Annotated in this window: 24 protein-coding genes; 3 read left to right on the top strand and 21 right to left on the bottom strand. The window is 60.1% G+C overall.

All coding sequences use genetic code 11. The features are described 5' to 3' along the window. The first annotated feature begins 90 nt into the window (after positions 1-90). Both codB and codA read left to right on the top strand, forming a co-directional pair. Positions 91-1,362, top strand: a complete 1,272-nt coding sequence (gene codB, locus BM132_RS16100; protein WP_092456801.1) for a cytosine permease — start codon at positions 91-93, stop codon at positions 1,360-1,362. 14 nt (positions 1,363-1,376) lie between these two features. After that, entirely contained in the window at positions 1,377-2,624 is a 1,248-nt protein-coding gene (gene codA / locus BM132_RS16095; RefSeq protein ID WP_092400356.1) for a cytosine deaminase, read from the top strand. Between the two features lie 197 nt (positions 2,625-2,821). Here the strand turns inward: codA and BM132_RS16090 are convergent, their stop codons facing one another. Continuing rightward, positions 2,822-3,814 (bottom strand): diaminopimelate epimerase, encoded by a 993-nt coding sequence (locus BM132_RS16090; protein WP_092456798.1) that lies wholly within the window; start codon positions 3,812-3,814, stop codon positions 2,822-2,824. Positions 3,815-3,991: 177 nt separating this feature from the next. Here BM132_RS16090 and BM132_RS16085 point away from each other — a divergent pair, with 177 nt between their 5' ends. After that, entirely contained in the window at positions 3,992-5,143 is a 1,152-nt protein-coding gene (locus BM132_RS16085) for an MFS transporter (RefSeq protein ID WP_092456795.1), read from the top strand. A 196-nt stretch (positions 5,144-5,339) separates the two neighbouring features. On the opposite strand, the gene BM132_RS16080 is transcribed toward BM132_RS16085, so the two are convergent. The 20 genes from BM132_RS16080 to BM132_RS15985 all read right to left on the bottom strand — a co-directional run bounded on the left by BM132_RS16080 (position 5,340) and on the right by BM132_RS15985 (position 23,269). Continuing rightward, positions 5,340-7,778: a TonB-dependent siderophore receptor gene (locus tag BM132_RS16080; protein ID WP_092456792.1), complete on the bottom strand. Its 2,439-nt coding sequence runs from the start codon at positions 7,776-7,778 to the stop codon at positions 5,340-5,342. A 98-nt stretch (positions 7,779-7,876) separates the two neighbouring features. Continuing rightward, positions 7,877-8,860 carry a FecR family protein gene (locus BM132_RS16075; RefSeq protein ID WP_092456789.1) on the bottom strand — a complete coding sequence of 328 codons (984 nt, stop codon included), beginning with the start codon at positions 8,858-8,860 and terminating at the stop codon, positions 7,877-7,879. 37 nt (positions 8,861-8,897) lie between these two features. Next, positions 8,898-9,398 carry a sigma-70 family RNA polymerase sigma factor gene (locus BM132_RS16070; protein WP_092456786.1) on the bottom strand — a complete coding sequence of 167 codons (501 nt, stop codon included), beginning with the start codon at positions 9,396-9,398 and terminating at the stop codon, positions 8,898-8,900. Between the two features lie 181 nt (positions 9,399-9,579). After that, positions 9,580-9,969: a phage tail assembly chaperone gene (locus tag BM132_RS16065; RefSeq protein WP_092456783.1), complete on the bottom strand. Its 390-nt coding sequence runs from the start codon at positions 9,967-9,969 to the stop codon at positions 9,580-9,582. Between the two features lies 1 nt (position 9,970). Beyond that, entirely contained in the window at positions 9,971-11,446 is a 1,476-nt protein-coding gene (locus tag BM132_RS16060) for a glycine-rich domain-containing protein (RefSeq protein WP_092456780.1), read from the bottom strand. Then, complete coding sequence (locus tag BM132_RS16055) at positions 11,446-12,021, bottom strand: YmfQ family protein (protein WP_092456777.1); 576 nt, start codon at positions 12,019-12,021, stop codon at positions 11,446-11,448. The genes BM132_RS16060 and BM132_RS16055 overlap by 1 nt, the downstream gene beginning before the upstream one ends. After that, positions 12,018-13,088 carry a baseplate J/gp47 family protein gene (locus tag BM132_RS16050; protein WP_092456774.1) on the bottom strand — a complete coding sequence of 357 codons (1,071 nt, stop codon included), beginning with the start codon at positions 13,086-13,088 and terminating at the stop codon, positions 12,018-12,020. The genes BM132_RS16055 and BM132_RS16050 overlap by 4 nt, the downstream gene beginning before the upstream one ends. Beyond that, positions 13,089-13,439, bottom strand: coding sequence for a phage GP46 family protein (locus BM132_RS16045; protein WP_092456772.1), 351 nt, complete (start codon positions 13,437-13,439; stop codon positions 13,089-13,091). 84 nt (positions 13,440-13,523) lie between these two features. Next, entirely contained in the window at positions 13,524-14,237 is a 714-nt protein-coding gene (locus BM132_RS16040; RefSeq protein WP_143092359.1) for a hypothetical protein, read from the bottom strand. 40 nt (positions 14,238-14,277) lie between these two features. Beyond that, positions 14,278-14,838, bottom strand: a complete 561-nt coding sequence (locus BM132_RS16035; RefSeq protein ID WP_092456766.1) for a phage baseplate assembly protein domain-containing protein — start codon at positions 14,836-14,838, stop codon at positions 14,278-14,280. After that, positions 14,838-15,965: a phage baseplate assembly protein gene (locus BM132_RS16030; protein ID WP_256244269.1), complete on the bottom strand. Its 1,128-nt coding sequence runs from the start codon at positions 15,963-15,965 to the stop codon at positions 14,838-14,840. The genes BM132_RS16035 and BM132_RS16030 overlap by 1 nt, the downstream gene beginning before the upstream one ends. Next, a complete protein-coding gene (locus tag BM132_RS16025) occupies positions 15,949-17,274 on the bottom strand; it encodes a DNA circularization protein (protein WP_092456763.1) in 1,326 nt (441 codons plus the stop codon). Before BM132_RS16025 ends, BM132_RS16030 begins: the two co-directional genes overlap by 17 nt. Next, positions 17,271-19,502 (bottom strand): phage tail tape measure protein, encoded by a 2,232-nt coding sequence (locus BM132_RS16020; protein WP_092456760.1) that lies wholly within the window; start codon positions 19,500-19,502, stop codon positions 17,271-17,273. Before BM132_RS16020 ends, BM132_RS16025 begins: the two co-directional genes overlap by 4 nt. Before the next feature lie 178 nt (positions 19,503-19,680). Further along, complete coding sequence (locus tag BM132_RS16015) at positions 19,681-20,067, bottom strand: hypothetical protein (RefSeq protein ID WP_092456758.1); 387 nt, start codon at positions 20,065-20,067, stop codon at positions 19,681-19,683. Positions 20,068-20,071: 4 nt separating this feature from the next. Next, positions 20,072-20,443 (bottom strand): phage tail protein, encoded by a 372-nt coding sequence (locus BM132_RS16010; protein ID WP_092456755.1) that lies wholly within the window; start codon positions 20,441-20,443, stop codon positions 20,072-20,074. Between the two features lie 13 nt (positions 20,444-20,456). Then, positions 20,457-21,554 (bottom strand): phage tail sheath C-terminal domain-containing protein, encoded by a 1,098-nt coding sequence (locus BM132_RS16005; RefSeq protein ID WP_092456752.1) that lies wholly within the window; start codon positions 21,552-21,554, stop codon positions 20,457-20,459. After that, positions 21,551-21,748: a DUF2635 domain-containing protein gene (locus BM132_RS16000; protein WP_092456749.1), complete on the bottom strand. Its 198-nt coding sequence runs from the start codon at positions 21,746-21,748 to the stop codon at positions 21,551-21,553. Before BM132_RS16000 ends, BM132_RS16005 begins: the two co-directional genes overlap by 4 nt. After that, on the bottom strand, positions 21,748-22,314 hold the full coding sequence (locus BM132_RS15995; protein ID WP_092456745.1) for a phage protein Gp37: 567 nt from the start codon (positions 22,312-22,314) through the stop codon (positions 21,748-21,750). The genes BM132_RS16000 and BM132_RS15995 overlap by 1 nt, the downstream gene beginning before the upstream one ends. Next, entirely contained in the window at positions 22,314-22,805 is a 492-nt protein-coding gene (locus BM132_RS15990; protein ID WP_092456742.1) for a phage protein Gp36 family protein, read from the bottom strand. The genes BM132_RS15995 and BM132_RS15990 overlap by 1 nt, the downstream gene beginning before the upstream one ends. Then, entirely contained in the window at positions 22,802-23,269 is a 468-nt protein-coding gene (locus tag BM132_RS15985) for an HI1506-related protein (RefSeq protein ID WP_092456739.1), read from the bottom strand. The genes BM132_RS15990 and BM132_RS15985 overlap by 4 nt, the downstream gene beginning before the upstream one ends. Between the last annotated feature and the right edge of the window lie 6 nt (positions 23,270-23,275).

Here is a 23,275-nt window from a genome sequence, read left to right as displayed (position 1 = left end):
CAAAGATTGTCTATAAATAACCTCGCGCTCACTCGTTTGGCACGGGCGCTGCACGCTTGCGACATCTCTCTCCTGCGCAAGGACCTCCACATGACTCAAAACGATCCGGCTAACGACTATCCCTTGAGCGAAGTGCCGATGCATGCCCGCAAGGGCCTGGCCTCCACGGCCATGGTGCTGCTGGGCTTCACCTTTTTCACCGCCACCATGTTTGCCGGTGGCAAGCTGGGGGTAGCGTTCGGTTTTGCCGAAATGCTCACGGTCATCGTGATCGGCAATCTGCTGTTGGGCCTGTATGCCGCCGGCCTGGGTTATATCGCCTTCAAGAGCGGGCTCAATTCGGTGCTGATGGGTCGCTTCTGTTTCGGTGAGGTGGGCAGCAAGCTCAGCGACTTGATCTTGGGTTTCACCCAGATCGGCTGGTATGCCTGGGGCACGGCGACGGCGGCGGTGGTACTGGGCAAGTATTTTCATTTGAACGAAGGCACCGTGCTGGGGCTGATGGTGCTGTTCGGCCTGGGTTTCTGCGTTACCGCCTACATTGGTTATCGCGGGCTGGAGATCCTGTCGTACATCGCCGTGCCGGCCATGATGTTGCTGCTGATGTTGTCGATGTGGGTCGCCACGGTAAAGGTCGGAGGTCTGGATGGGTTGCTGGCGGTGGTGCCGACGGGCAGTCTCGATTGGTCCACCGCCATCACGCTGGTGTTCGGCACGTTCGTCAGCGGCGCCACCCAGGCGACCAACTGGACACGGTTCTCCCGCTCCGCGAAGATCGCGGTGCTGGCAAGCCTGATCGGCTTTTTCATCGGCAACGGCCTGATGGTATTGATCGGCGCCTACGGAGCCATCGTCTATCAGCAGCCGGACGTGGTGGAAGTGCTGCTGTTGCAAGGCTTCGCCATGGCGGCGATGGCGATGCTGCTGCTCAACATCTGGAGCACCCAGGACAACACCATCTACAACTTCGCCGTGGCCGGCTGCAACCTGCTGCGCACCCGTCGGCGCAAAACCGTGACCCTGGGCGGCGCGGCGATCGGCACACTGCTGGCCCTGCTGGGCATGTACGATCTGCTGGTGCCTTACCTGATTTTGCTGGGCACGGTGATCCCGCCGATTGGCGGAGTGATCATGGCCGATTTCTTCTTCCGCTGGCGCGGCCGCTATCCACGCTTGGCTGAGGCGCAGCTACCGGCGTTCAACTGGCCGGGGCTGTTTGCGTACGCCGCAGGCACCCTCGCGGCGTTCACGTCGCCCTGGGTTGCGCCACTGGTAGGAATCGCCACCGGCGCGCTAACGTATGTGATATTGATCGGCCTATTGGGAATTCGCGCCACCGATACCCCCCTACAAGATCTTTGAGAAGGACTCGCTTGATGCACATCATCAACGCCCGCCTGCGCAACCGCGAAGGCTTGCATGAATTGCACCTGGAAAACGGCCTGATCGCCAGCATTGCCCGCCAGACCGAAGCCCCGAGCCTTGGCCCGCAAGACCTCGACGCCGGCGGTAATCTGGTGGTGCCGCCCTTCGTCGAACCGCACATTCATCTGGATGCCACCCTCACCGCCGGCGAACCCCGCTGGAACATGAGCGGAACGCTGTTCGAGGGTATCGAGTGCTGGGGCGAGCGCAAGGCCACCATCACCCAGGAAGACACCAAGACCCGCGCCAAAAAAACCATCCAGGCCTTGGCCGCCCATGGCATCCAGCATGTACGCACCCATGTCGACGTCACCGATCCTGACCTCACCGCCCTCAAAGCCATGCTTGAAGTGCGTGAGGAAAGTCGTCACCTGATCGACCTGCAGATCGTCGCGTTTCCCCAGGAAGGCATCGAGTCCTACCGCAACGGCCGCGAACTGATGGAAGAAGCGATTCGAATGGGTGCCGACGTGGTGGGCGGCATTCCGCATTTCGAGTACACCCGGGATCAAGGCGTCAGCTCGGTGAAGTTCCTGATGGACCTGGCCGAGCGCACCGGTTGCCTGGTGGACGTGCATTGCGACGAGACCGACGACCCGCACTCGCGTTTTCTCGAAGTGCTGGCCGAAGAAGCCCGCAGCCGCGACATGGGCGCCCGCGTCACCGCCAGCCACACCACGGCCATGGGCTCCTATGACAATGCCTACTGCGCCAAGCTGTTTCGCCTGCTCGGGCACTCGGGCATCAGCTTCGTTTCCTGCCCCACCGAAAGCATCCACCTGCAGGGCCGTTTCGATAATTTCCCTAAACGCCGCGGCGTCACTCGGGTCAATGAACTGCTCGAAGCGGGGATGAACGTGTGCTTCGGCCAGGACTCCATCGTCGACCCGTGGTACCCCCTGGGCAACGGCAATATCCTGCGGGTACTCGAAGCCGGCCTGCACATCTGCCACATGCTGGGTTACCGCAACCTGCAAAGCGCCCTGGACCTGGTCACCGACAACAGTGCCAAGGCCATGGCCCTGGGCGAGCGCTACGGCCTGGAACCCGGGCGCCCGGCGAACCTGCTGATCCTCTCGGCCGACAGTGACTACGAAGTGATCCGCAGCCAGGGCCTACCGCTCTACTCCATTCGCAATGGCCAAGTGCTGATGAAGCGGCAGATGCCGGTGGTGGAGTTTGCGGTTCAGCCAGGTTGAGGTCATCGCGATAGTGGTGGTTCAGCTACCGTATGGCTGAATGTGCTGCCGTCTTCGCGAGCAAGCCCGCTCCCACATGGGGTCTGTGTTATGCACGAGATCTGTGTTCACGGAAGATCAACTGTGGGAGCGGGCTTGCTCGCGAAGACATCATTCGCCGCACCGCATGCCTCCAGACATTTGCGAAGTGTCGAAACCTAAGGGAGGGGTTCGGCAGTACCAAACAACCTCACCCGCATCAACTCACCCGCCTGTTCTTCCAGCAGAATCGGCGCCGTGCCACCCGGCATCACCACACTCACCGCCCCCGCCTTCACCCAGCCCACCCGCCACGCGGCGCTGGCCACGGCACTGGCGCTGGTGCCCGAGGAGGCGGTGGGGCCTTCACCCCGCTCGAACACCCGGGCAACCACGCGCCCTTCGGCTTCGAGCCAGGCCCATTGCAGATTCACCCCCGCCAGGCAGGGCACACCGGCCCCAGCGGGCGGCGCATAGGCAATGCGCGTCAGGCTTTGCGCCAATGCCGGGGCACGCATCTGCGGGTTACTTGGCAACGTCTCGGCGCTGTCCACCAAGGTCACGCAGTGCGGGTTGCCAATGTTCACGAACTGACTGCTGCCCCAGGCCGGATTCAAAGCATGAAGCACAGCCACACGGCTGACCTCGCGCTGGTTGACGATCTCGCTTTGCACACCGTGAGCAACTACAGCGCCGGGCCCGAAAAGTGGTTTTCCCAAGTCCAGCCAGAAACCTGAGAGACCTTCGAACTCCGCCACGCGAACCGCCGTTTGCAGCGGTGACATGCCTTCACGTTTGTCGTGATGAACCTGTAGCACGCACTCACCCTCGCTCGGCATCAGGCCTTGCGCTTTGAGGGCCTGGGAGAAAATCGTCAGGCCATTGCCACTGCGCTCGGCCAGGGTGCCGTCGGTGTTGACGATCAACAGGTCAAACGGTGGCTCATTCTGGAACGGGCCGATCAGCAGACCATCGCTGCAATGGGCCTTGGCATCCGGCGGCGCCTGGCCCGGAGCCCAACTACAGAAGGCCTGCACTGCCGCTTGGCTCCAGGCTTGGCGTGCCTGTGCAGCCTGGGCGGCTGTCGGCGGCAGGTCAATGCCTTGGGCACGGACCTGTTGCGGTGAGACCACCCCATAAATATTGCCCCGTGCATCATAAAACTGCGTCATGGACCAGACCCGGATTCAGCCAGCGAAAGCCGGTACTTTATTCCGGCCAAGGCTGTGCAGGCAAAGCGTGCTTGCCACCCACGCACCTCTTCGGCACCTTGAGGTCGCGGCGCGGTCAGTGGATGTGCAAGCATAGGGCCCGCCCGCACCCTCGCCTCGCAAAACCAAGGACGTTTCATGACTGCCATTACGCCACCGCCCACCTTCATCCCCGGACGCCTGGAACAGATGTCCACCCGCATTGCCTATCTCATCGCCGGCGTCGGGATCGCGGCCTGGGCCCCGCTGGTGCCGTACGCCAAGGTGCGGGCGAACCTGGACGAAGGCACTCTCGGGTTGCTGTTGTTATGCCTTGGGGTGGGGTCGATTCTGGCGATGCCGATTGCCGGCGCACTGGCGGCGCGGTTTGGCTGCCGTCGGGTGCTCAGTGGCGGCACGATTCTGATCTGCCTGGCCTTGCCGGCGCTGGCAACGATGACGTCTTTGCCCTGGCTGGTGGCAGCCTTGTTTTTGTTTGGCGCCGGCCTCGGCACCGTGGACTCGACCGTCAACCTGCAGGCGGTGATCGTCGAGCGAGCCAGCGGCAAGACCATGATGTCGGGTTTTCACGGCATGTTCAGCCTCGGCGGGATCATTGGCGCGGCCGGTGTGAGCGCACTGCTCGGCCTGGGCCTGTCGCCGCTGGGGGCGACGCTGGTGGTTAACGCAGTGTTGCTGGTGGCGCTGTTCAAGGCGGCGCCGCATCTGCTGCCCTATGGCAGTGAAAGCTCGGGCCCGGCGTTTGCCATTCCCCACGGCGTGGTGCTGTTTATCGGCATCCTGTGTTTCGTCGTTTTCCTGGCCGAAGGCGCGGTGTTGGACTGGAGCGCGGTATTCCTGGTCGCCGAGCGTGATATGGATACGGCCTATGCCGGGCTCGGTTATGCCGCGTTCGCGCTGACCATGACCGTCGGCCGGTTGACGGGGGATTCGGTGGTGCATCGCCTGGGCGCCAAACGCGTGATTATCTATGGCGGCGCGATCGCCGCTACCGGGTTCCTGTTGGCGACCCTGGCGCCGATGTGGCAGGCGGCGCTGTTGGGGTATGCGCTGGTGGGGGTAGGTTGTTCGAATATCGTGCCAGTGCTGTACACCGCGGTCGGCAAGCAGACCCTGATGCCTGAAGCGATCGCCGTACCGGCCATCACCACCATCGGCTACGCCGGCATCCTCGCCGGCCCGGCACTGATCGGATTCGTCGCCCATGGCAGCAGCCTGAGCTTTGCGTTTGGGTTGATTGCCCTGTCGTTGGTGGCCGTGGCGGTGAGTGGGAAAGTGTTGAAGGTTTGAAGCGTTACACCACGCTTTCTGTGGAAAGGAGATTTATCTGTGGCGAGGGGATTTATCCCCGCTGGGCTGCAAAGCAGCCCTAAAATCACCCACTCGGTGTGTCAGGCAGATTGAGCCTGCCGCTTCGGGTCTGCTGCGCAGCCCAGCGGGGATAAATCCCCTCGCCACAGGAGCACGCGTCAACCCTGGTTGTTCATCAGAACCCTACACTCGCCTGCACAAAAAACGTCCGGGGTGCGCCCACATAAATGCCCGAGTTGTTGTCGCTGGAGCGGGTGTAGTACTGATGGTCGAACAGGTTCTTCACCCCAGCGCCGACCTTCAGGTTCGATAGCTGCGAACCGAAATCGTAGCCGGCGCGCACGTTCCAGAGCACGTAACCGGGCATGTCACCGTAGCGTCCATCGGCGCTGCCGTCGGTGATGTAGTCGTCGCTGAAGCTGCCGTCGGGGTTCACGCTGTTGCCGGGTGAACGTTGTTTGGACTGAGCAAAGGCATCGAGGTTGTACGTCCAGCGATTGATCTCATAACGCAACCCCAGGTTCGCCACCTGACGCGAGTAGAACGGCAGGTCACGGCCCTTGAAGCTTGGAATATCACCTTCATAAGTTGCACGGGTGTAGGTGAAACCGGCATTGGCGCTCAGGCCTTCCAGGCGTGGATCCAGCGCAGCCATGTCGTAGTGCACCGAGGCTTCCAGGCCCTGGTGCTTGGTCGCGCCCATGTTGGTCCAACCCACGTCGTTGCTGATGTACTGCAACTCGTCGTCGAAGTCGATGTAGAACAGCGTCACTTCCCCGCCCCACACGTCATCGTTGTAGCGCGTACCGATCTCGTAGGTCTTGGCTTTTTCCGGGCTCAGGCCGTTGGCGGTGTCGTTGCCGTTACCGCCCTGGCCGAGCTGGAAATACTGCAGGCTGCCAAACGAGGTTTCGTAGTTGGCGAACAGTTTCCAGGCATCGGACAGGTGATACATCACGCTCAGGGCCGGCAGCGGCTCGTTGCTGTCGATACTGCGGCGTTTCTCCTCAACCGGGCGGCCGGCGGTGTCGAGTACCGGGCGGTCGTGCCACTCAGTGCTGATGCGTTCAAAACGGATCCCCGGGGTGATGGTCCATTTGCCGACGTCGATCTTGTCATCGATGTAGACCGCGTGGGCTTCAGTGCCGCCAGTGCGGTCCTGATAGACATGGCCGTCGGACCCCGGCCGCACCACCGGCTGATTATCGCGCAGCGCCAGGCGACTGGCCTCTTCGTGCATGCCTTCCTTGAGGTAGCGATAACCGACGCTGGCTTCCTGAGTGGTCGAGCCCAGGTCAAACACATGGGACACCCGCGGCTCGATGCCGAAGGTGTAGTAAGTACGCGGGTAGGACACCAGGTTGCGCTGGTCCCGGTTGGCGATGGTGCTGCCCCGGTAGCTGTCGGAATAATAGGTCAGCACTTCGGCCTGGGTACGGTCGCTGATCTCGCGGATCCACTTGAACGACACGTCCTTGCGCCGGCCGGCGAAGTTGTCCCAGTCACGGTCGGACTGATACGGGTCCGCGTCGTATTGCGCCTGGGTCAGGCCGCCGGGCATGTCAGCCTTGGCGTCGTAGTAATGGAAATTCAGCGAGAAGTCGTCCACCTCGGTGGGCGCCCAATGGGTCTTGAGGATGACGTCGTCGATGTCATTATCGTTGTTGCTCCGGCGATAGCCATTGCCGTTGACCCCCGAATACAGGAGCGCAACGCCCATGCCGTTATCGGCCGTGCCGCCGAGAAAAGCGCTATCGATGTGCTTCCAGCCGCCGCGCTGGGAGGTTTCCAGGGTGGTGCCGATTTCACCGGTGGCTTTTTCCGGAATGGCGCGGGTCACGAAGTTGATCACCCCGCCGACGTTCTGCGGCCCGTAACGCACGGACCCGGCGCCGCGCACCACATCGATGCTGTCCAGGTTGCCCGCAGAAATCGGCGCCATGGACAGTTGCGGCTGACCGTAAGGCGCAAACGCTGCCGGCACGCCGTCGATCAGCACCGTGGAACGGGGCGACAGACGCGAGGTGAGACCGCGCACGCCGACGTTCAGCGAGATGTCGCTGCCGCCAGTGCCATTGGCATCTTGCACCTGCACACCCGGCACCCGCCGCAGTACATCGCCGACGTTCATCGCACCCTGCTCCACCATCGCTTCGCGGCGAATTACCGTACGCGCGCCGGCATGGTTCTGCACCACTTCGGCATTGGCATCGCCGAGCCAGTCACCAACCACCTGGATGGCGGTGGCCCCCAGTTCCAGCGGGCCGCCAGTGGACGCCGAAGGCGCTGGCAGCACGGTCACCGAACCCTCATCGATCTGGTATTGCAGGCCGCTGCCTTGCAGCAGTCGGCCGAGGGCCGCTTCCGGGGACAAGTTGCCGTCCACCGCCGGGGCTTGCTTACCGGCCACCAGCTCCGGGCTGAAGAACACCTGCAAAGAGGTCTGCTGGCCGAGCTGGCTCAAAGCCTGAGCCAGCGGTTGCGCCTGGATGTGAATGGGCGTGGCGGCCTGATCGGCGAAGGCCTGGGGCAGCGCAGCGCTGACGGCCAGGGTGAGGGCCAGCGGCAGCCAGCGGGCGGGGGTGCGGTTGTTATTTTTGAGGGAGGTTTTCACGTCGAACCTTGTCCTGTTGAATCGCAAGAATACGCGTCTGTTAATGCAAACCAGTTGCAGTTGGACAAGAAGACGAAGAACTCGAAAAAAACCTGAATCTACCGCGCAATTATTTCCTGGCTGCCGTCATCCAGGGTGCGCACGGCCACCGGCAGAATGTTCGGCAAAGCCTTGAGCAGCGCCTCGGGGTTATCCGAGCGAAACACGCTGGTCAGACGCAGGTTGCCCACCGCCGCGCTGCCGATGCGCAGGGGTTTAGCGCGATAACGGGACACCTCCTGGGCGACTTCGCTCAAGGGAGCGTTGTTGAACACCAGTTTTCCGTGGCGCCAGGCGGTGAGTTCATCGGCGTTGATGCCATAAGGTGCGCCGACCTTGCCCTGTGCATCGATACGCGTGCCAAGGCCGGCCGTGAGGCTGACGAACTCGGCCTGCGACGCGTCGCGCCCCTGGACCTTGACACTGCCCTGCTCCACCGCCACCCGGGTTGAGTCGGCATCGCGGCGCACATCGAAGCGCGTTCCGGTCACCGTCACCCGGCCGTTGCCCGCCTCCACCGTAAACGGCCGGCCGGCGTCATGCTCGACGCGAAACAACGCCTCGCCTTCGGCCAGCTCCACGCGCCGTTGATGGTGGGCGAACTGAACACGCACGCGGCTGCGGCTGTTGAGGTCGATCACCGAACCGTCCGGCAAAGCGATATGCCGGCGCTCGCCCAGGGCCGTGGCAAATTCAGCGCTGTAATCGCTGGAAGCGCCCAAGCCGCTGAACAACCCCAGCCCAACCGCCATCGCCAACAGCCCGGCGGCCACGGCGAAGCGCAACAGCGGTCGACGCTTGGGACGTTTGGCAGGTGGTTCGCACAACGCTTGCAGACGTTCCTTGGGCAACAGATCCGTGGCGCTCCAAATGCCCTGCAGCAGTTGAATCTCATCACGGTGATTAGGATGTTCGTCCAGCCAGGCCTCGTAACGCTGGCGCTCATCGACACTCATGACGGGGGCTTGCAAGCGTACGAACCATTGCGCCGCCTCGTCGCGCACCCGGTTCTGCCCGCACGGGCATTCACGGTTATCCATCATGGAAGGTCCTGTGGCTCAGGTGGAAGATAACGACGGGTCATTGGCCAGGCCCGTCCAGACGATCGCGCAGATGCCGCAGGGTGCGGATCATATACTTTTCCACCATGTTTTTTGACAAGCCCAGGCGCTCGGCGATTTCCGCCTGGGTCAAGCCTTCGATCTTCTGCCAGACAAACACCGTACGGCAATTGGCCGGCAGCTCGGCCAGTGCCCTTTCGATGGAGTCTGCCAACTGGATCGCGTGCATGTAGTGCTCCGGGTCGCCCGAAAGCGACTGGCTGTGATCGAGCGCCGCCTCCTCCATGGCGCCCCGTCGATCTTCGCGCCGATAGCCATCCACCGCAATGTTGCGTGCCGTCTGGTGCAAATAGGCCCGCGGCTGCTGGACATCGGCCGAATCGGACTCAAGCACCCGCACGAAAGTATCGTGGGCCAGGTCCTCGGCCTGCTGGCGATTGCGCAGACGACGGGTCCAGGTGCCGATCAACTCTTCGTAATGTTCGAAAAAGCCTGGTCTGCGGGGCGGCTTGGGGGTCATCGCACTGCGCTGTGGGGACGGGGCGTGAATAGTAATGCTTCCTATTAAGCTGAAGCAAACGTATTGCAGTGCCTGTCGTCCGAAGCTTCAAAGCTGAGTGTAAGCGCGCGGCAGATTTGGCACCGCCTAGCGCGCTGTTTGGCACCGCTAGCCTCATGCGGCGGTCAACACACACTGCCGCTCACTCCATACCTGTAAGCCAAACAGGCGCCATAGGTCGTTGCGCACTGTTGGGGAAGTCTACTGCTTGCGGCCAATCACGCAGCGCCTGGCGGTAGGTCAGCATCTCGTCGAACTGCTCGGTGCCTAGCGTGGTAGGCCGCTGTAGGCCCTGCTCGTCGCGATGGCGGTTCACCAGCCACTCCGACGCGCTCAACGCGCCATCGCGCCACGCCCGCTCAACCAGGGCAGCCTCCTCGGTTGCCGCAGGCATGAAAGCACCCTCGATATAGCGCTCTCCCTGGACCGTCCCCACTGTACAGGGAAGCCACTCAAGCGATGGATGGAAGCGATCCACCGGATCGGTGCCGGTCACTTCGCGCACCACGCCATCTACAATCAATGCCCACATATCACGCTACCTCAATCAAGACTTCGCCGACGGCACCAAGGCCACCTCCACGCGTACCCGACGTGCCGGAGCCACCCGAAGCGCCACCGCCTGGGGCTCGACCGTCAGGCCCTTTTAACCAGGACTGCGCCCGCCCCTCGCCACCATAGCCTCCACCTGTGCCCAAGGCTGTCGGTAGCCCCGCGCTCGCCGCCGAAACGGGGTAGATAACATCCCCCGTCGTCGTTCCCGATGAGCCCGCCGAGGTACCGGCAGAACCGCCTGCCCCGCCCGATGAGCTGATGTACGCACCAAAGGATGAGGTGCCGCCGTTACTGCCCGAGTTACTGGCGCCCGCCGCTCCGCCAGTCCCGCCAACGCCTACCGTAACTGTGACCGAGGTCACACCAACCAGATCGATAGCGGATGAACCGCGCCCACCGCCGCCACCACCACCGCCTGACCCTGTCGCTGACTCCGTATGCCCACCGCCACCGCCGCCGCCAGTAACCGTTACTCGCGCCCGACGACGCCCCGAGCGAAACACCGCTGGAACGGTATAGGTGAAAACGCCAGCAGCCTGATATTTGGCAATGACGGACGTGATGCTTGGAGGCAATTGCGCCTGGCCCACGCACCACCACTTACCGGCCCCGTCACTGCGTAAGTGCAGGTAGTCACCTGCAAATAGCAACTCAGTAGAGGGCAAGCCAGTAGCTACCGTGGAAGTGTCCAGCATGATCTTGTCAGTGCCGGACGTGACAATAACCAAGCTATTCGCCGCGAGGTCAACCCGGCGCAGAACCACCTCCAGAATGCCCAATGCAGCGTCGGAGGGTGGCAAGCTGAAGGTGCGGTCGCCAGCCCCTGCATCCAGTAGTAACAGTCCACGGTGAGCTGACGTAAGGGCCGTGTTAGCGCTAAGACTAACGACACCGCCATACAGCTGCCCCATCGTAACGACATGCTGACTCCGTGAGCCATTCGCCGCTTGGAGCGCCCCGCCTGAGGAACTAACCAGCACCCATTTATCCAGCACGGCCGACCAGATCACAACGCACGTCCCGTTGGCAACGATCTCTCCCCCTTGCAGGGCAGCCTGGCCGAGGCCAACAATCGGCTTGGCAGCCAAGCCATTCAGGGAGAATGTGCTGGCGCCAGTGTTCGCGGCTTTAGCCCTGAAACGCAGCATCATACCGTCCGTCAGGACCTTAATAACTGGGGTACATGCAATGGCATAGACGTTTGCAGCGCCAGTATCAGCAGCATATGCACTAGAACTCTGCTGAAGCAGTACCTGTATTGCGCTCAGCACTTGATCATCTTTAGCAGGGTCAAGATCAATACCCGCAGCAACTATCACAGCAACCAGCTCACGCTGGACGGCATTAAGCCACTGCGCTTTTAGTAGCGTTGCGTCAACACCTGCTCCAGGATTGCCCTCAGTAAACTCACTAGACGCATTCGCGGTGGTGGTACTGTCTCCGATTTTTTGCATCAGTTATCTCCATATCCAAACAGCAAAATTGATTCGGCGGGCTTCATTTGGCTAAGCCGACATTCAAGGGATCTATTGCCCCACGCAGCCAACGGGTCACCTGCTCCGGTGATTCCCGCCCGTGCATAGCTGACTGTCACAGCGGGAGCGTTCACTCGCCAGGTGAACGCCCAATCGCCGCCATAAAGAGAATCGCCCGCCCGTGCCAGGCCTGCCTGGGGAGGCCTGAAAGTAGCAATGGTGATGTCGTAGCCGAGGGACTTGGCCAGAGCGATAAAGAACGGCTTGCTCTGACCACCACGGGCTTGCACCTTGCTACAAACGGCTTGCACGCGCTGCCCCACTGACTGGGAAACCCCGGTCAAACAAGGATCAGGCAGTGCCAAAACACGCTCCCAATCCTTTAGCGCTTGGCCAGAGTCAGGAAAGATGGCGCCATAAACCGCGTCCGCCTGCGTGTCAACCAGGTTCAAGGCATTGGCTTCTGCCTCTATCGCCGCCGAGAGGATTGGCGCGGTACCGTCATAGGAAACCGGAGGTAGCAGCGATCTCAATTGATCGGCAAGGCTACTCATTCCAACAACCCCAAAGTGATAGTGCCGGGCCTAATCCAACCCACAAGCACGGGATCATCGGAGGCGTTCACATTGCCAATTGGCGTAGACACAGAACGGTCGACGACGCCAGCAAGATTGTTGATCATCGCCTCGATCTGGGAGCGCTTGAGCACGTCGAGCGGTCTCAGGGCGCCTAGCAATGCCTCATAGGCTTTCTGCGCGGTTATCTGGACATCAGCGAGAAGATAGCCGGGGGCCAGCTCAACCAGTGCCGTCGAGTCCACCACTCGAATGGTGGGGACATATACCCATACGTCGGCGATGACGGAGCACTGACTCAGGATGTGCTCTCGACAGTTATCAACCACCTGGGCGGAGGGAAGACCGCCGCTGGCGGTAATGACTAGATCGACAGTGCCCGCACCTCGACGTTTTGGCAGTGGCAATACATCGGTAACGCCGTCGACCTCCTTCGCCCAACGAACATAGTCGTAGACGGCACCGCCTGCGGGTGGGTTCTGGATGATTTCCAGCAACCGTGCCAATAGCGATCCCGGTTTCTCCAGATCCTCACCACCTGCGGTTTCCCCGACAAACGTCGCTGCCGAGTCCATGCCCAGAGGTGGACTGATGATGATCAAATCGCCGCTCAGATGATTCAGACCGCTGCCGACTGTCTCGGCTTTAACGAGTACGGAAGCTGTTCCACCGGTGCCAATTGACACGCTAGACAAGGCGACAAACTGCTCTCCCGTGGTGACGTGTTTGAATTCTGCCCCCTGGAGCAACCCGACACCGGCAACCCCCTTCAGTGCAACTGTGCCAGTCGCGGCTACCGGGTCTTTACGCGGAACCCCACGGATGGCAGCCGCATGGACCAACTCTTCTTCGTCAGCGGTGTCTGGGAATATCTGGCGAAACACCCAACCTATTTTTTGGTAGAGCCCTTCAATTGCTGCGGAAACAGCAGCGGAGCGGACATAGTTATCACTGTCCGGGCCGATATCTGCCTCGGCTTGAAGGTTGCGAATGTCTCGTAGGATCCCCGCGAGGATGGTCTCCAGCGAGGGAGAGGTATAAGCCATTCAAATCACCCTTACAGGTTGGCGAAACACGTGCGGATTGCCGGTGGCGTCGATGATGTCGATTTGCAGCTCAAGCCAGCCGTTATGGGGCTGCTCGGCGGTGATGGTGATCTTCTTGGCGCGGCTGTCGTCCAGCAGGGGCTGGAGCGCTTGCTCGGCGTACTGCTTTGCAAGGATGCCCACCCGTGGGCGGTCTTTTTCGCGGCGAAGTTCGTGCAGGCGGGAGCCCAACGAGGGATCAGCCCACCAGGTTGCGAGGGGAGTCATGAGGCGGATGTAGACGGCGTTCGCCAGCGTATTGATACGCTGGCCCGTCAAGTCGCCAGTGGTGGGGTTTATGCCTGCGTCCATGGGGATGCATGGTGCAAAGGTACATGCAGGGAGTGTATTTCAGGACGGCTTAAGGTTTAGTCGGCCTGGAGGTCTAACAGAACATCACGACTTCAGATCGATAGTCACATGCTTGTTAAGGTCAGCCTTGAGGCAGTTGAATGCCACATCCGAAAGATCTCCAATATTGATAGTGCGCGAATCGGCATTCGACGTCCCGTTGTAGACAAAAATCCGATACTCCTTCTGATGACTGAAACATCTCTTTTTCCGCATTATCGCTTGGTCCTCATCAAACGAACCGCTGAAGGTTTCAGGGTCAAAATACTCAACCAAGCCCCGACCGACAACGCTGCCGGCTTGCGCCTCGATATTTAGCACTTCATCCAATCGTTCGATGAAGACACGAGCCTCGATAACTGAGCAATAGTTACCTAAATCTCCGGTCTCGACGTCTAACATTATGCTGGACTTCAGCTCTTCAAACGTCTCAAATCTGGATTCATCGTCAACGTAGATAGCCGACATACAGTAAACATGGTAGTCGTTATGACGCGTGAGCCCCACTAAAATTGGTCCTGCAAAATCCGTTATCAGGCGACTCTCACCGGTAGCCGAATCCTGAATAGTTAACCTTATCTGATCAGGCTGATACCAGCCTGATGTCCCCTCGTGCTTGTCCCCAATATTGCACGAATCTTGTTCCTCATACGCCTTAAAAAATCTCAAACGATTCATATACAAATCACCGCGTAGGAAAGTATCGCGATGTGATTCCGTTTTAAAAAAACGGACGAAGGCGTAAAGTTTTTTAGCCATGGGCTGGATGTCCATAAGGATTTTTAGTGGGAACTTCCATTCACTGCATCGGCGACGGCTTGGGGCCGCCTCCATGATCGTGTTGATTGTAGAGGGCCCGATCCATCTGCATAGTCCGCTTATGGTCGGCGATTTCCCCATCAGCCTTGATACTTCCCTCGACTTGTTGATCGCCACTCATTTCAACCAACGGCGTCTCGAAGCACACCTTAATTCCGGCTTTGACCACTAGCGTATCGGTTACGATCTCGATCACCCGTCCGCGCTTCAAATGCACGTGATCTCCCTCATCGGTGTAGATCGACACTTCGCCGTCCTGAAGCTCGATTCTATAGCGGCCATCCTCACTGGCAGCGACGATGGCATGTTTGCTGTTCCCGCCTACAGGTATAACCAGATACTCGGCCCCCGGCAGAGGCGCCGAGCTGAAGCCATAGTGCTGGAACAGCTCCCCAGTCACCGACTCGCCGGACAACCCCTGCATGTCCACACCGATCAGCTTGCCATGGCTGTTACGGGCCGCGACCGCACGAAACGGCAGCCGTATATTCGACATGACGCGACCAACCTGCTCGCGAATCAATCGCCCCATATTGCTCATCACAACCCCTTAACCATTTCGATGAAGGCCGCGTCTTTATTGACTTTGCCTTTGTGCTTCTTCTGCTTCACACCATCGAGCACCCACATTTTGTCCTCTCGTAAACGCAGCTCGGTAATAGCCCCTTCGCCTCGGGACAAGCGCAGCGTGCGAGCCATTAGAAAATAGGTGGCATCCAGCTCGTGGGGCTCGCTACGGACGATGATGCGCTGGCCAGGTGTCCAAACCTGCCCGTTGTCGGCCCGGTGCCCCTGGACGATGGCGCGGATCTCGAAACCTTCCAGACGGCTGTCAGCCAACAGCTTGCGGGCGCGGGTGGTGGCCATGTCCTGATTCTCGCTGGCGCTGTCGATAATAACCTTGGGCCGAAAGATCCCCCGGCGGGCCAAGGTTTCGTCCTGGATGACCGAACGCAAGTGGGAACGCTTGATGTCGAGGCCGTCATTGTCGTACTGCCCGTGCTGGCCAAGGACGGTGATCTGGCTAAAACGGTTGGCGATGGAACGGCGCACGCTCAGGCGTTGCACGTTGTTGCCGACGCCATCCTCACGCATGATCAGCGCACCAACGGGTGGTGTGTTGTAGTCGGGGCCACCGATGACCAGGCGGCCATCGGGCTCGACCCATGGCCATAGTCCATTAGCCTCGGCGACCTGGAGCAACGCCTCCCAAGCTGTTTGGCCTGGCTCTATCTGAATGCGGCGCCGGGTCTTGGCCTGGTCGGCGCGGATCTCGACCCGGTCAATGCCCAATGGCTTAACCACCTGGTCGAGGATCTGCGCCAATGACGCTTCGCGCATCGACACGAACGGCGCCGAGCAATCGACCAGGGGCGCAGCGCGGTCGCGGCCGTTGATGCGAATTGAAATGCCCTGACGGGAAATGTCGTGCTCGAACTCGTCGAGTTGCCCCGTCAGCACGCGATCCGTCCCTAGCGTCAGGGAACACGGCGCCCCTTCTTTCAGTACGGACGGCAAGCGCGTCGTGTCCTTGGTGTACAGCTCCAGCTCAAATGCATCCGCTGGTGTCAGCAAGTCGGATTCAACCGACCAACCGTCCCAAGTGTCGTGGGCCAAACCACCAATGGCGAGGCGGATCGGGGCCGTTTGGTCATTCTGCGTAGGCACGTAGCACCCTCCCGGCCGGGATGTTGTGTGGGGTACTCAGGTCGGGATTTAGACGGATCAACTCAAGGGCTCGGGTGTGGTCGCCATACCAACGATGGGCCAATAGGCGAAGACTGGCCGGTGTCTCGACCACGCGCTCAACCATGGGCGGGCTCTGCAAGATGACCTGACGAGCGCGGGCCTGGATCAACGCGGCAGTGTTGCGCAACGCTTCGATGATTGGCCGCGAGGTCTCAACGTCATACAAATGTCGCTGAAGCAGGATTGCGGACTGGACCAAGGAACGCACCAGGTTAACCAGGCCTTCCAATTCCAACGGGCTGAGCGTCGGCTTTTGGCCTTCGTCCTCGATGACGATGGCCACCGCCTGGGCATGTGCCGCCGCCAATTCAGTGATGACCAGCACCACCAGGGCAAAGCCACTACTTTCCACTGGATCATCAGGCATACCGTCGGGCAACAGGTTGGCATCCGGCGCAATCCCCTGGCGGGCGCTAATCAAAAAGGCGTTACCCGCTCGTACCGCTTTAGTGGTCAGGCTGGCACCGCCGGGAATGCTGGCCGGGACGCCGGACATGGACAGTAATGCAGTCGATGAACTGGGCGTGCTGCCTTGGATGGCACTGCGGATCTGCGTCGGGGTGCGGAACAGGTCAACCAGCGGATCGTAGGCAGCCGAAGGGTGTTTGGCCATGGACGCCACACCGGAAACCACGCCGAGGATCTGTGAGCGCAGTTGTTGCACACGGAGGAAAATACCGGGCAAGCCCAAAGCTTTTTCGATCAGGCCAACCCAACCACCACCGATCCAGGATTGAATCTCGCTGACCAGGGAATCGATACGGCCGAACAAATCAAAAACGCCATCCTGCCAGCTCGCTTGCTCTTCTGCGTCAGTGACGCCGATGTCGACGAATTCGAACTGGCGGGCGAAGAATGGCAGCTCTGGTGTGTCCTCCAGAAATAGCAGGCTGACCAGGGCCGAGTCGGGGCCGTCCGCATTGTGCTTAACCTCCCATGTCTGGCTAACGACGCTGAGGCTGCCATAGATGGGATGGATCAGCTCTCCAGAGCCTGGCGTGTCCAAGGCCCGCAAGATGTTCTGTAGTTCCAGCTCATAATTGACGCCGAATACCACGACCTGCATCTGGAAACGACGGGCGCCGCGCCCCAGATCCCGGACACTGTCCCCGTCTTTAAAGGGCGTGGCGTGCTCGGCCAAAGCCCGTTGGGCCTGGAGGCTTTCCTCGACCACCTGGATTGGCACCCCGCGAAACGAAGCGTCCAGTAGCGTCTCTGTCCAGCTCATTGGCCACGTCTCACTTGCAGGTCAGTACGGCGCTCGACTTCGGCCTGGATCATTCGAGAGTCTGACCGAACTTCGATAACCAATGGTTTGTCCAGGAGCTGTTGCAGTCGGGCCACGGCAGCTTGAGTGTCGGCACCAGCCCCCACGGCGCGGTTGGCAACGCCAGCCGCCCAGGCGTTGGCGCCTTCAACAGAATTACCCGATGCAGTCAGCCCGGTTTGTTGATGTGCCAGGCGCTGGGCCTGACTCGATAACCAGTCCTGCGATTGATTGGGGTTCTGCCCGGCCAAGGCGATACGGTTGCTGTAGAACGCTGACTGATAAGCACGTTGCCCGTCGTTCAATAGTTTGTTCCTGGCGACCATGGCCAGGCGATCTTCGTCGGTATTCTGGCCGGTCGAGCCGCTGAGCTGCGTTGCGCTGGCACCGAGCGCAAGCGGGGCCAACCATGGCGCGATAAAACCACCCGGCTTGCCCTTACCAGATGAAGAGGTGCCACCGGGCATATCCGGCATGCCAACACCAGGTTGCATATTGCCGGGCCAGTTGGTCACAAACACTGAAGTGACTCCCGTGGCTTCCTCCAGCACCTTCCCGACCGCTATGTTCTTCAGCGTCTCTGGGCCACCCATTACCTTATTCACCAATGCACCTGCACCGGCTTTGGCACCGCGCCCAGCGTAATAACCACCCACACCCAATGCAGCGCCACCGAAGAGCATTTGCTCGCCCGATAAATTCAAGTCATCGAGCAGGTAGCTCCCCATGTCCGCGAAGCTTTTATTAATTGGAGTTGCCATCCGGTCGATGGCCTCACCTAAAGTTGCCTTCATCCTGGTAGCCGTGCCGCTGGCACTGCTGGTGTTTTCCTTCAGATCATTTTTAAAAATCGGTTCTGCTTTTTGAAGCGTGGCAGCACCACTGCGGAAGTCGTCCAAGCGCTCACCGGTCAACATGCTGCGCATACCGCGCACAGTGTCCTGGTCCATACCCTTGAAAACGACGCCCATAAACTTTGCGCGCTGCTCATCGGTTTTCATTGCGCTGTACTTTCTCTTCAACTCTTCAAATACAGCGAGTGGGTTCTTTGATGTCCCGTCTTTGTTGAAAAAGCCAACACCGCTTGAGTTGGTGATTTGGTCTCGGTACTGCTTGTTACTGAATACGCGAAGGGTAGATTCAGCCAATGTCCCCAGACGATCCGGTTGCTGTTCGACTTTCGAAAGGGCTTCAGTGAAGGCAAGAGCTTGTTCAATCGACATTCCCGCGGCTGATGCGACACCGCCAATCTTTGGAAATAGATCAGACAAGTGCTCAAGCTCTGCCGTACCGAGGCGCCCAGCGACGGTCATTTTCTGCAAAAGGTCTAGGGCCGCACCGCCTTTGTTCAAATCGATGTTAAAGGCACTCGCAGCCGCAACAACGGCCTTACCCAGGACAGCAGAATCCGCGCCAGTAATGGTTGATGCCTGGCCAATCGCGTCGGCAGTCTTTTTGGCCGGTTCATAATCAACGCCGGACGCGATCAATGTATTAAAACCAGAATCTACACTTTCGCGGCTCAGGCCATAGTCTTTCGCAATCCTGAAACCTTCGTTCTTCCAGTCATCTTTCTGCTCTGGCGACATGTTCGCCGTTTGCTTTGTACGAATTAATTGACGATCTAAGCGAGCACTACCGGTTAAACCCGCGACAGCGCCGACGCCAACGCCAAGGCCTGCCAACTGGCCTTGAGCGCTCGATCCCAAAGACTTGATTCGATCAAACTCTTTTCGAACACCTGCTGCGACAGCCTTAAGCGCCTGGAGGTTGCGACCGCCGTTCTGCGCCAGGCGACGGAAGGCTGATTCGGTGCGTTCAACGCTTTGACGAAGCGGCCGCACACCTTGACTGTCCGCACTTGCGGAATCGGCCTTGATGTCGCGAGCAGCCTTGCGCCCGGCGTCGGCCATTGCTTTGAGTTCTTCCTTGGTCTTGCCTATTTCCAGCCGGGTCTGCGAGCCCGCTTTCGCGGTTTCGCGCATGGAGTTTCGGATTACCTGGTAACTCGTTGCGCCAGCCTGACCAACCTTCGAAATGGCCGCTCCAGCCTTCCAGCTTTCATCGGCCAATGACTTCGCGCCTTCCTTGCCAGCTTTGCGCAAGTCGCGGTTGAGCTGGTCGATTTCGCGGCGGCTGTTTCCCGAGTGGGCTTGAATACGGAGCGCAACGCGCAAATCTGAACTCATCAAACACTCCAGAGCGTCTTACAGATACAAGAAAGGCTCGGTGTCGAGCCTTTGAATCACTTGGGGACTGGCAGCTTTTTACGTTGCCGTTTGCTCACGTACCGCGTGGCCTTGGGCTTGCCTACGATTAGGTCAATACGTGCGTCGATCTCCGGCCGAGTCATCTGCCGAATTTCGTCTAGGCGGTAGCCTGCTCGGACAAGTGCATGTTCGATGCGTCGCCAGTCGGCGATGCCGCGCTCGGCGGCGCGAGCTTTTTTTCCAGGTCCATATCTGCATCTGCAATGACCCCAAGGTCAGTTTCGCTCAGCGCTTCGCGCAACAATTCCACTGTCAACGCTTCGGGCGGAATGTCACCCAAGGACAGCAACTGGCGGTGATACACCGCCAAGGTGATGAGCTGAATGGACCCATTCGGGTATTGCTCTTGAGCGGCGACTAGGTCTCCGGCCATACCGATACGCAGGGTGAAGCGCTTGTGGCGCAGACCTGAGTAGTAAACGCCGTGGTGCAACTCGCCATTGGCGGTCAAACCTTCCCACTGCTTGTTCGATTGCTCAGTCATTGCCTCACTCCGTGTAGTAGTTCAATGCGGCGACGGTTAGGTCGCGGGTGGCTTCGCCTTCAACCTGGTACTTGCTGCCCATCTCCAGGAGCGAACAACCGGTCCAGGTCTGGCGTTTACTGCCGCCGTCCTGGGGATAGATCGTGATCTTGGCGTCCATCAGGGCACGCCAGTCCGGCTCGCCGGATTTAGGAATCGCCACCGAGATTTTCAGCTCATGCTCTTCAATGCCCTTGGCCGTGCCGGTGGCCCGACCGGTGCGGTTCATGGTCTTGACCACCTTGCGCCCGGTCTTGAGGCTCGGCTCAACGCTGAGCACTTCATAATCGGTGCCGTTGATCTCCAGGACGATTTGTCCCACATAGTTATCAGCCATCTAGCGTTACCTCTTACAAGAGCAGGTCGATGCGACCGGCGAACACATGCAGGCCGTTGACGACATCGGTGGGAATGGAAGCGTTGAGGCGGTTCACGTCCTGGAGCGAGCGCTCGACCACCAGGCCATCGGCGTTGGCCTCGACCTCTTCGATGATCTCCAGCTCTTCCAGCTTGAGCAGCACGTCCAGCAGCTCGCCGCGCACGGCGTCGGGCGTTTTCTTGGAGAGCTTCGAGCGAGGAAAGCGCAGGCGGATGCGCTCGCGACAGGCATTGCGCACGTAATACAGGGTGCGCATGGTGGTCAGATCGAGCAGCGACACATCCGTCGCACCGGCTGCGGACTTGGTGTAGGTCGTGACGGCACGCACGATTTGAATCACATCACCGGCCGCGACTTCCAGCGGTGTGACGCCGTTGGCCAGGGCGGTTTCCTGCTCGGTGCGGCCGAGACGCTGGGTGATGGTCGGCACCTGGATACCTTTCAGCACCAGGGTATTCAATGGCCGGGCCGGATCTTCCTCCGAAGCAATCACGGCGGCGTAGGCAGCGGCGACCTGTCGCGCTGTCGAAGTGGTACCCGGCAGTACGGCCAAAGTAATTGCGCCCGCGTTCAGCGAGGCGGCTAAGGTGGTGGCGGCGGACAAGGTGCTGGTCAACGCGGCCACACCGATAATGCTTTGTTGCTCGATAGAGTCGGTGTAGGTCTGGATATGCGTGCGCAGCGCAGTTAGAGCGGTTTGGCTGAACCAAGCAGGCACCAACAGCGTGAAGCCGCCCAATGCCGTGGCATCCAGCGCAGCGTCAATGTTTGGCTCGGCATCACCTTCAACCACAACGCCGACGGCCGAGATAGCCACGTAGCGATAGGCGCCAATCGCGGCGGCGACCATCTCTTCCGCAACCGGCCCGAAGAGCTTTCCAGCTTCAATGGCGCTGTAGACCTGGATTGGCACGTGCGGTGTCGCCGTCGCATCGGCACCAAGCGGAACAATCAGGCAAATACTTTGCTTGTTGGTCGGCAGCGTGCGCACGGCAAGGCTGGTGTTGAATTCAAAATAGGCACCCGGCTTGCGGATCGAGGCTGGGATGGTTTCAAAGTCGATGGTCATTCGACGGGCTCCTGTGCGGGTTGTTTGGCACTGCTGCGCGACTTCTTGCCAATCAGCAGTTCGCCCGTCGCGATTCGGCGACGGTAATAAGAGGTGTCCGGCACCTCGACCGAGTCAGCGGGTGCTGCCTCGATATATTGGTGTGGGTCTTTTTCCATGGGCACCCGATGACCAGGCGCGGCGATTACGTGCATTACACGTCCCTCAATTCGATGTTGTCGGTGGCCACCGGCTCGGGGTTATCCGAGGGCGAGTGGTACGCCATGTTGATGCCCAACAGATCCGGCAAGGCCTCGGCTGGTTTCTGCCAATCCAGTTCAATCAGGAATGATTGGCCCAGGACAGAAAGGTGATCGCTCGACAACTTGCCGTTGACCAGGTTGGATAGTTCTGTAGGCCGGATGGCGGCGCGTTTTTCCCACGGCTGCCAGTCCACCAGTTGATGCATGCAGGCCTCCCAAAGCGCATAGCTGCCAATATCGGTTGGCGTCGTTCCGCGCCGGGTTTCCCGCTCACCGCGTGGGTGACGGGTGGCTATGACCAGGCGGAACGTAATCGGCACGCTGTAGCGCCCTTGGGCGGAACGTTTGAACGTCACTTTCGGCACCATCACCAGCACGGCCGGGCAACGCTTAAGCAAGCCGGACAACAGATCGGGGTCGCTCAATTCACCGCCATAGCTTTCAACGGCCAGCCTGGGCAGCTTGGCTTTCAGCTCTGTGAGTCGCGCCTCGATCAAGTCCTCCAGCTCGCCGAGCATTACAAAGCCCTCAAGGTGCGACGGCTCATAAGCCGGGGCTGACTGCTGACTTGTAGACCGGACTGGCCACCGTCACCGGCGTCGCGCTCCTTGTCCTCGGCAGCCAGGGTTTCCAGGCGCTTGATAACGTCCTTGTAGAGCACGCGCACTGTCGAATCCTCCTTCCCGGCGTCGTCGTACAGGTGGTAGCGGGCAATCTCGGCCAGGTCATCAGCCACCCATAGGGGCGCATCCTCTCCGGCCGGGCGGAAACGCAGGTAAAAAGAAACTTCACTGCGGGCCCGGGTCACGGCGTCGGCGATCCTGGCCAACGTCGCAACCGCAATGGCGATGTCTTCGGCGGGCCAGTCGTCCAGCGGTTGACCTGACGCAGCCGCTGCCAGCAGCTCCGGCTCAATGGGCCGCCCGTCATCCGGCGCCGCGACCTGGGAAATGTCGCGGGCACCAAAGCGGATCAGGAGTTGGGTAGCCGATGGCAGCGTCAGATTCATTTGCCGTCAGCCTTGGCTTTGGTGGAGCGGGCTTTCTCAGGCCTAACAGGCTCTTCAACAGCAACCGAAGGTGCAGGCGAATCGTCCGCAGGCCGACCATCTACCGAGACCTGGCCAGGTCCCTGAGCATCCGGTCCTGGCTCGCCGTCGCCCAAGACTTGAACGACGGTGTCGACCACCGCATCACCCACAGGTGCAGCGTTTGCTTGAGGCGCTTGCGACTGGCTTGTTTCCAAGGCGTCGGGCGCTTGCGATAACGGGGCTTGCGACAAAGGTTCATTGACCTGCTCCTGCACCTGATCGAATCCATCCTCCGCATAGGCGATGATCAATTGCGGCTCCTTGCTCAGCGCCTCCAACTGTTCATCCGTGAAGAAGTCATCCGCGTAACTCGTCGGCGTGCTGGGGTGGGCGATACCGCAGCGACGGAAACCGTCGCGCTTGGAGGTGATAACAATCGTCATGGCGCC

Origin of the sequence: Pseudomonas sp. NFACC45 (assembly GCF_900113505.1) — a bacterium.
In the GTDB taxonomy this organism is placed as follows: Bacteria; Pseudomonadota; Gammaproteobacteria; order Pseudomonadales; family Pseudomonadaceae; genus Aquipseudomonas; species Aquipseudomonas tehranensis.
The sequence above is the reverse complement of the archived record's forward strand: the minus strand, read 5'-3'. Positions and strand labels throughout refer to the sequence as shown.

Bases quoted from the DNA above. Each gene is read 5' to 3' on its own strand.
- codB (WP_092456801.1), top strand. From the start codon at position 91: ATGACTCAAAACGATCCGGCTAACGACTATCCCTTGAGCGAAGTGCCG.
- codA (WP_092400356.1), top strand. From the start codon at position 1,377: ATGCACATCATCAACGCCCGCCTGCGCAACCGCGAAGGCTTGCATGAA.
- BM132_RS16090 (WP_092456798.1), bottom strand. From the start codon at position 3,814: ATGACGCAGTTTTATGATGCACGGGGCAATATTTATGGGGTGGTCTCA.
- BM132_RS16085 (WP_092456795.1), top strand. From the start codon at position 3,992: ATGACTGCCATTACGCCACCGCCCACCTTCATCCCCGGACGCCTGGAA.
- BM132_RS16075 (WP_092456789.1), bottom strand. From the start codon at position 8,860: ATGATGGATAACCGTGAATGCCCGTGCGGGCAGAACCGGGTGCGCGAC.
- BM132_RS16070 (WP_092456786.1), bottom strand. From the start codon at position 9,398: ATGACCCCCAAGCCGCCCCGCAGACCAGGCTTTTTCGAACATTACGAA.
- BM132_RS16065 (WP_092456783.1), bottom strand. From the start codon at position 9,969: ATGTGGGCATTGATTGTAGATGGCGTGGTGCGCGAAGTGACCGGCACC.
- BM132_RS16060 (WP_092456780.1), bottom strand. From the start codon at position 11,446: ATGCAAAAAATCGGAGACAGTACCACCACCGCGAATGCGTCTAGTGAG.
- BM132_RS16055 (WP_092456777.1), bottom strand. From the start codon at position 12,021: ATGAGTAGCCTTGCCGATCAATTGAGATCGCTGCTACCTCCGGTTTCC.
- BM132_RS16050 (WP_092456774.1), bottom strand. From the start codon at position 13,088: ATGGCTTATACCTCTCCCTCGCTGGAGACCATCCTCGCGGGGATCCTA.
- BM132_RS16045 (WP_092456772.1), bottom strand. From the start codon at position 13,439: ATGGACGCAGGCATAAACCCCACCACTGGCGACTTGACGGGCCAGCGT.
- BM132_RS16040 (WP_143092359.1), bottom strand. From the start codon at position 14,237: ATGGCTAAAAAACTTTACGCCTTCGTCCGTTTTTTTAAAACGGAATCA.
- BM132_RS16035 (WP_092456766.1), bottom strand. From the start codon at position 14,838: ATGAGCAATATGGGGCGATTGATTCGCGAGCAGGTTGGTCGCGTCATG.
- BM132_RS16025 (WP_092456763.1), bottom strand. From the start codon at position 17,274: ATGAGCTGGACAGAGACGCTACTGGACGCTTCGTTTCGCGGGGTGCCA.
- BM132_RS16020 (WP_092456760.1), bottom strand. From the start codon at position 19,502: ATGAGTTCAGATTTGCGCGTTGCGCTCCGTATTCAAGCCCACTCGGGA.
- BM132_RS16015 (WP_092456758.1), bottom strand. From the start codon at position 20,067: ATGACTGAGCAATCGAACAAGCAGTGGGAAGGTTTGACCGCCAATGGC.
- BM132_RS16010 (WP_092456755.1), bottom strand. From the start codon at position 20,443: ATGGCTGATAACTATGTGGGACAAATCGTCCTGGAGATCAACGGCACC.
- BM132_RS16005 (WP_092456752.1), bottom strand. From the start codon at position 21,554: ATGACCATCGACTTTGAAACCATCCCAGCCTCGATCCGCAAGCCGGGT.
- BM132_RS16000 (WP_092456749.1), bottom strand. From the start codon at position 21,748: ATGCACGTAATCGCCGCGCCTGGTCATCGGGTGCCCATGGAAAAAGAC.
- BM132_RS15995 (WP_092456745.1), bottom strand. From the start codon at position 22,314: ATGCTCGGCGAGCTGGAGGACTTGATCGAGGCGCGACTCACAGAGCTG.
- BM132_RS15990 (WP_092456742.1), bottom strand. From the start codon at position 22,805: ATGAATCTGACGCTGCCATCGGCTACCCAACTCCTGATCCGCTTTGGT.
- BM132_RS15985 (WP_092456739.1), bottom strand. From the start codon at position 23,269: ATGACGATTGTTATCACCTCCAAGCGCGACGGTTTCCGTCGCTGCGGT.